Origin of the sequence: Microcystis sp. M144S2, assembly GCF_020246065.1 — a bacterium.
In the GTDB taxonomy this organism is placed as follows: domain Bacteria; phylum Cyanobacteriota; class Cyanobacteriia; order Cyanobacteriales; family Microcystaceae; genus Microcystis; species Microcystis ichthyoblabe_A.
On sequence record NZ_JADBTR010000015.1, the window covers coordinates 1 to 9,134 of the forward strand.

11 protein-coding genes are annotated in these 9,134 nt (G+C 46.6%); 4 read left to right on the forward strand and 7 right to left on the reverse strand.

What is annotated here, in order from left to right; genetic code table 11:
* Both IM462_RS02440 and IM462_RS02445 read left to right on the forward strand, forming a co-directional pair.
* Window positions 1-988 (forward strand): dihydrolipoamide acetyltransferase family protein (locus IM462_RS02440; protein WP_287714800.1); only part of this gene is annotated, 988 nt, incomplete at its 5' end.
* 264 nt (window positions 989-1,252) lie between these two features.
* Entirely contained in the window at window positions 1,253-2,200 is a 948-nt protein-coding gene (locus IM462_RS02445) for a PRC-barrel domain-containing protein (RefSeq protein WP_287700894.1), read from the forward strand.
* Between the two features lie 147 nt (window positions 2,201-2,347).
* On the opposite strand, the gene IM462_RS02450 is transcribed toward IM462_RS02445, so the two are convergent.
* From IM462_RS02450 to IM462_RS02480, 7 genes are all read right to left on the reverse strand, one after another.
* Window positions 2,348-2,575, reverse strand: coding sequence for a type II toxin-antitoxin system HicA family toxin (locus IM462_RS02450; protein ID WP_016514648.1), 228 nt, complete (start codon window positions 2,573-2,575; stop codon window positions 2,348-2,350).
* Window positions 2,568-2,777: a type II toxin-antitoxin system HicB family antitoxin gene (locus IM462_RS02455; RefSeq protein WP_002734849.1), complete on the reverse strand. Its 210-nt coding sequence runs from the start codon at window positions 2,775-2,777 to the stop codon at window positions 2,568-2,570. Before IM462_RS02455 ends, IM462_RS02450 begins: the two co-directional genes overlap by 8 nt.
* Before the next feature lie 118 nt (window positions 2,778-2,895).
* The gene (locus tag IM462_RS02460; RefSeq protein WP_016515138.1) at window positions 2,896-3,108 is read right to left on the reverse strand and encodes a type II toxin-antitoxin system HicA family toxin; all 213 of its coding nucleotides are present in this window, start codon (window positions 3,106-3,108) and stop codon (window positions 2,896-2,898) included.
* Window positions 3,105-3,347 (reverse strand): type II toxin-antitoxin system HicB family antitoxin, encoded by a 243-nt coding sequence (locus IM462_RS02465; RefSeq protein ID WP_016515139.1) that lies wholly within the window; start codon window positions 3,345-3,347, stop codon window positions 3,105-3,107. Before IM462_RS02465 ends, IM462_RS02460 begins: the two co-directional genes overlap by 4 nt.
* 674 nt (window positions 3,348-4,021) lie before the next feature.
* Complete coding sequence (locus IM462_RS02470; protein WP_016515140.1) at window positions 4,022-4,396, reverse strand: type II toxin-antitoxin system PemK/MazF family toxin; 375 nt, start codon at window positions 4,394-4,396, stop codon at window positions 4,022-4,024.
* The gene (gene mazE / locus IM462_RS02475; RefSeq protein ID WP_004158853.1) at window positions 4,389-4,613 is read right to left on the reverse strand and encodes a type II toxin-antitoxin system MazE family antitoxin; all 225 of its coding nucleotides are present in this window, start codon (window positions 4,611-4,613) and stop codon (window positions 4,389-4,391) included. Before mazE ends, IM462_RS02470 begins: the two co-directional genes overlap by 8 nt.
* An 827-nt stretch (window positions 4,614-5,440) precedes the next feature.
* Window positions 5,441-5,887, reverse strand: a complete 447-nt coding sequence (locus IM462_RS02480) for a competence protein CoiA (protein ID WP_287700898.1) — start codon at window positions 5,885-5,887, stop codon at window positions 5,441-5,443.
* A gap of 477 nt (window positions 5,888-6,364) precedes the next feature.
* Between IM462_RS02480 and IM462_RS02485 the strand changes: the two genes are divergently transcribed.
* Window positions 6,365-8,830 carry an ATP-dependent Clp protease ATP-binding subunit gene (locus tag IM462_RS02485; RefSeq protein WP_002732350.1) on the forward strand — a complete coding sequence of 822 codons (2,466 nt, stop codon included), beginning with the start codon at window positions 6,365-6,367 and terminating at the stop codon, window positions 8,828-8,830.
* A 75-nt stretch (window positions 8,831-8,905) separates the two neighbouring features.
* Window positions 8,906-9,134: hypothetical protein (locus tag IM462_RS02490; protein ID WP_287700900.1), on the forward strand; the 229-nt coding region annotated here is incomplete at its 3' end.

Consider the following 9,134-nt stretch of genomic DNA (forward strand, 5'->3'; position numbering starts at 1 on the left):
CGCCGCAGTCGCCCCTAGCAAGCCCCTAGAGACCCCAGAAATCGCTCCGCCTCCCGTTTCGATCCCCGTCGCCGCCGTTAAAGATAATGGCCGTTTAGTCGCCTCTCCCAGAGCCAAAAAACTGGCTAAAGAATTAAAGGTAGATCTGAAAACCCTAGTGGGTAGCGGCCCCCACGGACGAATTACCGCCGAAGACGTAGAAAAAGCGACAGGAAAAGTCAGCACCGCCCCCGCTCCCGTCATTACTCCCCCGCAACCCGTCAGTGTGCCTGTAGCGGCTCCTAAAGCCCCGATTCCAGCCAGCGCCCCAGTCGTCGGTCGGACTGTTCCCCTCACCACTCTGCAAAAAGCCGTCGCTCAGAATATGTCGGTTAGCCTACAGGTTCCCACCTTCCAAGTGGGCTACACTATCACCACTGACCCACTGGATCAACTCTATCAACAGCTAAAATCCAAGGGTGTCACCATGACGGCCCTGTTAGCAAAAGCAGTAGCCAACACCCTCGCTAAACATCCTATAGTTAATGCCAGCTATAGCGACGCAGGAATTCAATACCACGGGGCGATTAACGTGGCCGTAGCCGTAGCTATGCCCGATGGTGGCTTAATTACGCCGGTTTTGCGCTCTGCTAACCAGATGGATATCTATTCCCTCTCCCGCAGTTGGAAAGATTTAGTCGATCGCGCCCGCAGTAAACAACTGCAACCAGAAGAATACAATAGCGGTACTTTTACCATTTCTAATCTGGGAATGTTCGGAGTCGATCGCTTTACCGCTATCTTACCCCCCAACCAAGGCGCAATCCTGGCCGTGGGTGCTTCCCGTCCCCAAATCGTCGTCCACAATAATGGTTTATTCGGAGTGCAAAAACAGATGACGGTTAATCTCACCAGTGACCACCGAGTCATCTACGGGGCCGATGCTGCCTCCTTCCTGCAAGACTTGGCTAAACTGATCGAAACTGAGGTGCAGTCTTTAACTATGTAATCAAAATCTAGACAGCAGGAGCCAAGGGAGTTTCTCTCTAGCTCCTGTTTTGTTGTTACTAAAAAAATGTAAAGAATTAGCTAAAATGGGTTTAACCTTATCTATCACCCGAAACTATCGCCCAAACAAGGCCAAAAAAAGTGTTAATCTCAGGGAACTTTAAGATCTAAGCTAATATCGGTAAATTAACACTCGATTTCGCCCTATATATTAAGCCTACACTAATTCGTATTCCCACGACCTAACGCCTACCCATAGGAAAAAATGATCACAGAGAATAGTCGCTTACGTTCAGAATTTTTAAATACACAGGTTATCACTCGCAATACAGGCAAAAAACTCGGCGTTGTTAAAGATATCCTAGTAGATATCGATCAACGAGAAGTGGTTGCCCTGGGACTCCGCGATAATATCCTCTCCTTGTCGGGAATGCCTCAATATATGTATTTATCGAGCATCAGTCAGACGGGAGATGTGGTTCTCGTTGAAGATGATAACGTCTTGGAATCCGTCGATATCGATGCTTATACTCCCTTAATCGGTAGTGACGTGATCACGGAAACCGGCGAACCTTTAGGCAAAGTCCGCGATTATCAATTTGATCCCCTTAGTGGTCAATTACATTCCATTATCATCGCTTCCCTGGGATTGCCTCTGATCCCCGAACAATTGATCAGCACCTACGAAATTGCCATTGAAGAAGTGGTTAGCAGCGGTCCCAATCGCTTAATCGTCTTTGAAGGGGCCGAGGAACGTCTCACGCAGGTTAGTGTGGGAGTTTTGGAACGTTTGGGTATTGGTCGTCCCCCCTGGGAAAGAGAAGAGGAAGAAGCTTATTATACTCCCGCTGCTCGTCCGGAAAATCAGTTAGGTACGGGTATTCCCCTCCGCACTCCCGTGGAGGCCGCTAAACCCGTTGAAGAACGCTGGAGTGAGGACGAATGGGAAAAAGAACCCCTGCGCGCCACTCCCCCACCGCAAAAACGGGCCGAAGCTCGTTATTATGAGGAAGAATACGAGGAAGAAGAAGATAATTGGGGAGAAGCGCGGTTAGAACGCACAGAAAGCTTTTCTCGTCCTCAGTACGACGATTACGAAGATAAGGCCGAGGATGATATGTGGGATGATGACGTGGAACCGGATTACAATCCCCCCCGCATCAATATCACCGAGAAGAAAAAAGAGAGAATCCCCGAATACGAAGACGGTTAATCTTTGACAGTCCCCCTATCCATTAGTTACATATTTCTTAACATAAAATTTGACAAAAAAAGAAAAGTGTGCTATGTGGACTAAGGGGGTTCTCTGGGGGGACTAAATATTTTTGGTATCACTTCGAGTGCAGTGATTTGTCAGACTCTACAGATTTTCAATGAACTCTTCAACTGTGACTTGGGCTTGTTTCAGAATTCCACTTAATGTACCAACCTTCAATTCCCGATGTAAAGGGACAACACAACCAATTTTGCCCTCTTCGGTTTCTTTCTTCATCACAACATGGCTACCTGTTTGACGAACTTGCTCGAAGCCTAAGCGTTCAAGAGATCTAATTGCCTCCCCACTAGAGATTCGTGGCAGCTTAGGCATAACTAACCTCAATACTGGTCACAAATCTAGGGGATGTTTCTGGTAAGGTAAATTCCTCTAGGTAAAGCCGTGTGGCTTCTTTCAATCCAGCAATCGCCTGCTCAATTGTTTCTCCTTGATCTACTGTGCCAACTTCTGGACATTCAGCAATGTACATATTATCTTCTTTGTACAAAATAACAGTAAAGATGCGATTTTTCATGGTGTTTTATCATCTCAGGCTTACTCTGAAAATCATAACATATAGCACTTTTCACCTTACTGAGGTATCGACAAGTTTTGCCAACACAGGGTTTAAGCCCCTTGTATGTAGTGACTTGTTATGCCTCTTCAAAGGCACTCCACTCTATGCCTAGCTGTTTTATGGTTGCCTTAATTGTTCCGAACTTTAAGTCTTTACTACCCCAATCAGGAATTACTGCTACATTTTGATTAGAGAGATTCAGCCATTTTCTATGTGATCCTTTTGACTTTCTCTCTATTTCTTCACAGCCAAGCCTCCTCAGTTTTTGAGCTAGTTCTTTGTATCTCATGCAGAAATAATTGCCTCTACTAGGGCAGGTGACTCCTGATTAAAGGCTTGCAAGTTGACTGGAAGTTTTTTCCCTAAATCTTGATAAGTTTCCAAAACTGCCTCAAAGGCATCCTTTGCATTTTCCAGAACCTCTTCCAAAGAATCCGCCTCTGTGATTAGTTCAGGTAGAAGAGGGCAAGTTACTGTAAATCCTCCTTCTGGTTGAGGAGTAAGCAAAAGTGGAAGTTTGTAGAACATAGGAGTAGATCTTGCATTTCCGTGTATGTCCCAATCTTATCATTAACTTTGGATGAGTCTAGCTATGTAACTCTGACTCTTTGCCTAAATACATATTATAGGTCAACTTTCTGCACAACACTCTTCAGAGTAACGATATAGGTCAACTTTCTGCATATCAACCCGTTTCATAACATAAAATACTAATTTGTCAATAGTTAGCAATATTTAGGGTTTGCTGAATAAATCTAAAAACCTTGTTGTATAAGACTTTTAGACTTTTTGGTTTCCAAAAAGTACCAGATATGGGAGTGATCGGGGGGAAAATTCAGGTACTTTTTCCCTGAAAATTGGGTAATTGACCCCCTCAAAATCAGTAAAACCCTACACCCTACACCCGTTCGGCTGAGCTCACGGCCGAAGCCTACACCCTACACCCTGCCCCCAGGAAAAACTTTTTCAGCAAACCCTATTTAATCTGCTTATACTTCGAGTTTTGACCTGAAAATGGGCGATCAATAGAGCAGCAATTATTTTAGGTTGGGTTGACCCAAGGAAACCCAACAAAGAGTAACCTTTGGGGTGGTTGGGTTGCGCTTTTTCAAGCGAATTGAGCTATTTTCGCCCCAGTATTGTTTCGCTCAACCCAACCCACGAGGCGATGCGCTCTGCTACGCAGTGCCTTTGGCATCGCACTATGAAGGCTTAAAAGCTAAACTGAAACCGAGTTGAATACAGACTGCTTTCTCTATTTCTTGCCAATAAACGTCTTCTAAAACACCCTGTTTATTCTTAATTCTTTGAGAATCTACAGCCCTCATTTGACTTAAGTTGATGTGTCGATCTCCGTCTAGTCCATTCTGCACTGTCGGGGTAATATTGACAACAAAAGGATAAGTCCTTTTCCCCGGCAACAATGGAGCAACTATTGTCGTTGTTCCATTTTGATTGCCAATATCGTTTTGTAAAATCAGGCAAGGGCGTTCTTTATCGGTTTCATAACCAACAACCGGTTTCAGATCGACCCACCATATCTCTCCTCGCTTATAGGTTAGTCTTCCATTAGGCATTTAGACCATCGCCCACTGCAATATCCCAGACAGAAATTTCTGCTTGCATCTCTGGATCATTGGCCTGATCTTTATAAGCATCTTCTAGCTCTTTCATAAAAACCCTTTTCTTCTCTTGCCAGAGAACATCATTGATAAAGCGGCTACGATTGCTTGCTAGTCGATCTACAAAGTCCAAAACTTCGTCGTCTAAGGTGATGCTAACTTTCTTACTCATTGCCCTAAACTGCCCACGACAGCCCAGTAGGATTAGCTCATCATACTAACTAATCCTACATTAATTGTCAATGCCTGCCTCTGATCTGTAAGTCGATTGAATGTCTAACGGTTGAACTCACCCGCCGTCACTAACTTTGGATGATAGCAGTAGTTTAGCAATTATTTTAGGTTGGGTTGACTCAAGGAAACCCAATAAAGAGTAACCTTTGGGGTGGTTGGGTTTCGCTTTTTCAAGCGAATTGAGCTATTTTCGCCCCAGTCTTGTTTCGCTCAACCCAACCCACGAAGCTTAGACTCACAGCTTCAATCAATGTGCATGGTGCGTTCCCCAAAATCGATCGCTGGATCGGTAGGACTTGCATTAGGGAACGCACCCTACAAGATTGCGATCACTGACGTTGCTGCCCGCTCGCGTGCAACGTTTTGTTAGGGCACGTTCTCTGGAAGCGGGTAGAAGCGAGTTGCGATGTCATGAGCTTGAGTTTCGACCATCGCGTCATGCACGAATTTGCGTTTTGACACATAGCGGATGCACTCCAATTCGGAGTCGTCGTATATCTCAAGCTTCACAAGGCGATCGTCACCAAAGTCAATGTACACCGGACACTTTGCATCCAACCAAGTCGTCCGAGGTCGCACCCAATAGTACTGATGGTATCCATTATACGATTTGTCAACCTCGTCTTGGATCTCATAGATGCTATGTATCCTACCGGAGCAAACTTCTGCCTTAGTAATATTAGGGTTTTCTTCACGGGCTTCTGATAGGCGAAAGAACAAACCCGCACCCGCGTTAGCCCCGATCATGTGCCGCTGTACTTTGCCTCACACTAAGTCGCGGGCTAGTTCCGATTTCGGATCGGGAAGGCCATGATATATGTCGAAGTTCTTGCGGAAGCCCGAACCGTCAATCACCCAGACGAGGTTTTCGTAGAATTCTTCGCGAGATTGGCGTTCGGCATCGGTCATGGACGAATGCTGTACCTCGATGACGATTCCAGTAACGGTTTTTATGTCCGCCCTGTGGATCTCCCCGTCATCGGCGGTATGCGATACTTCGCGACATTCAATAGGAAATAGGTTCTTCCATTCGCGGTGCCATGGCGTTTCATTCTCCCACCAAGGGTCGCAATCCTTCGGACGATGGTGCGCCCAATGGTGCATGACTCTCGGCCCGCACTTGGCGACCATTTCGGAACCGCAGATTGGACATGACCCGCGGCCACCGGGGAAAGCCTCGACGCGGTCATTGTTGACGAGAGCGAATTGCATTGAACGATTGCCTCCTTGCGTGCCCTAACTACACATTATACGAAAACTTTCTGCACAACACTGTCCAGAGCAAAGATATGGGTCAACTTTCTGTATATCACCCGTCCTCGTACAACATATATACTAATTTGTCAATAGGTAGTAATATTTAATCTGCTTATACTTCGAGTTTTGGTCTGAAAATGGGCGCTCAATAGTCGAGCGATCGAGGGATGGGAATGACCACGACTTTAGGAGATTATGCAACGGGGAACAACTTATCAGCAGGTTTCCGGTGGGCCAAAACCATAATCCGGGAGATTCCGGGCATCTCCGCAAGTGAGCTAAGACCGATTGACCCCAGAAAAAATCTTCAGAGCTACAACCACTATAACTAATAGCCGCTCCCCAATAACTGATCACTGAGAGACAGCTAAACTAAAAAGCCGTGCTAAAATCAGCATATCTAGGGTCGCTTGTGTAGGTGATGGATAGGCTATGTTTGAAAGATTTACGGAAAAAGCCATTAAAGTAATCATGCTCGCCCAAGAAGAAGCCCGCCGCCTCGGCCATAACTTCGTGGGAACAGAGCAGATTTTACTAGGACTAATTGGAGAGGGAACGGGAGTTGCCGCCAAAGTCCTCAAGTCCATGGGTGTCAATCTCAAAGATGCGCGCGTGGAGGTGGAGAAAATCATCGGTCGCGGTTCCGGATTCGTAGCCGTGGAAATTCCCTTCACCCCCAGAGCCAAAAGAGTTTTAGAACTCTCCCTCGAAGAAGCCCGTCAACTGGGCCATAACTATATTGGCACAGAACACCTCCTTTTAGGACTAATTCGCGAAGGGGAAGGTGTGGCCGCTAGGGTTCTGGAAAATCTCGGCGTGGATCTCTCGAAAGTTCGCACCCAGGTGATCAGAATGTTAGGGGAAACCGCCGAAGTGGCCGCCGGTTCATCTTCCCAAGGTCGCACTAAAACCCCCACTCTTGATGAATTTGGTTCCAATCTCACCCAAATGGCCAGCGAGGGTAAACTCGATCCCGTGGTCGGCCGGCAAAAGGAAATCGAGCGCGTCATCCAAATTCTCGGTCGTCGTACCAAAAATAACCCAGTCCTAATCGGGGAACCGGGGGTAGGTAAAACAGCGATCGCAGAAGGATTAGCCCAACGCATCGCTAACAAGGATATTCCCGACATTCTCGAAGAAAAACGGGTTGTCACCCTCGATATCGGCTTGTTAGTGGCGGGAACCAAGTATCGCGGCGAATTTGAGGAACGCCTCAAAAAAATCATGGACGAAATTCGCCAAGCGGGTAACGTCGTCCTTGTTATCGATGAAGTTCATACTCTCATCGGTGCCGGGGCAGCCGAAGGAGCGATCGATGCGGCCAATATTCTCAAACCAGCTTTGGCCCGGGGAGAACTGCAATGTATCGGGGCGACGACCTTGGATGAGTACCGCAAACATATCGAACGGGATGCGGCTCTAGAAAGACGTTTTCAACCGGTTATGGTCGGTGAACCCTCCGTAGAAGAAACGATCGAAATTCTCTACGGTCTCCGGGAACGCTACGAACAGCACCACAAACTAAAAATCTTAGACGAAGCGCTAGAAGCGGCGGCGAAATTGTCCGATCGCTACATTAGCGATCGCTTCTTACCGGACAAGGCGATCGATTTAATCGATGAGGCTGGTTCGAGAGTGCGCTTGATTAATTCCCAATTGCCACCGGCAGCCAAGGAATTAGACAAAGAACTGCGGCAAATTCTCAAACAAAAAGATGACGCGGTGCGCGGTCAGGACTTCGAGAAAGCTGGGGAATTGCGCGATCGGGAAATGGAAATCAAAACCCAGATCCGGAATCTCGCTTCCACCAAAAAAGGCGAAGATGGCAACGATGAACCCTTTGTGGATGCCGAGGAAATCGCCCACATCGTCGCTTCTTGGACTGGGGTTCCCGTCAACAAACTGACCGAAACCGAATCCGAGAAACTGCTGCACATGGAAGATACCCTGCATCAGCGTCTCATCGGTCAAGAGGACGCGGTTAAAGCGGTGTCTCGTGCCATTCGTCGCGCTCGCGTCGGTCTGAAAAATCCTAACCGTCCCATTGCTTCCTTTATCTTCTCCGGTCCAACGGGGGTGGGTAAAACCGAGTTAACTAAAGCTCTGGCCGCTTATTTCTTCGGTTCTGAAGATGCGATGATCCGTCTCGATATGTCGGAATACATGGAACGGCACACGGTTTCTAAGTTAATCGGTTCGCCTCCGGGTTACGTTGGTTACAACGAAGGGGGACAATTAACGGAAGCGGTGCGTCGTCGTCCTTATACGGTGGTGCTATTCGACGAAATCGAAAAGGCTCACCCCGATGTCTTCAATATGCTTCTGCAAATCCTTGAAGATGGACGTTTGACCGATGCTAAAGGTCGCACGGTGGACTTTAAAAATACCCTGTTGATCATGACCTCGAACATCGGTTCTAAAGTCATCGAGAAGGGTGGCGGTGGTTTAGGTTTCGAGTTTGCCGATAATCAAGCCGAAGCCCAGTATAATCGCATTCGATCGCTGGTTAATGAGGAATTAAAACAATATTTCCGTCCGGAATTCCTCAACCGTCTCGATGAGATTATTGTCTTCCGTCAACTGAATAAGGAAGAGGTCAAGGAAATCGCCGAAATCCTGCTCAAGGATGTGTTTAAACGTCTGACAGAACAAAATATTACTTTGTCTGTTACTGATAAGTTTAAAGAACGCTTGATCGAGGAGGGTTATAATCCGGCCTACGGCGCTCGTCCCTTACGTCGTGCGATTATGCGTCTATTGGAAGATGTTCTGGCTGAGGAAATTCTCTCCGGACGGGTTTCTGATGGGGATACGGCCATGGTCGATATCGATGAGGAAGGTAAGGTGAAAGTAATTTCCGGTGAAAGACGTGAGTTAATCGCTCCCGTGATTGAATAAATTCTTACTGGAATTAGTTAAATAAAAGGTGGGCTTTTTGCTCACCTTTTCTCGTAAAAATAGGGAAAAAGTGCGATGAAAGTCTGGATTGTGGGTTGTGTTTTGTTATTTTTGTTGGTGGAATTTTATCAGTGGGCGAAGGGTTTTATTTTACCTTTACCTATCTATATTTTTGCCGGAGCTTTGCTATCGATCGCTTCTAATTATTCTCAAGATATGAGCAATTTATTTGCTAGAAATGAACAGGTTTATCAAACTGCTAGTTTAAGTGATGTTCCTCCTATTTTGACGGCAGAAACCGCAA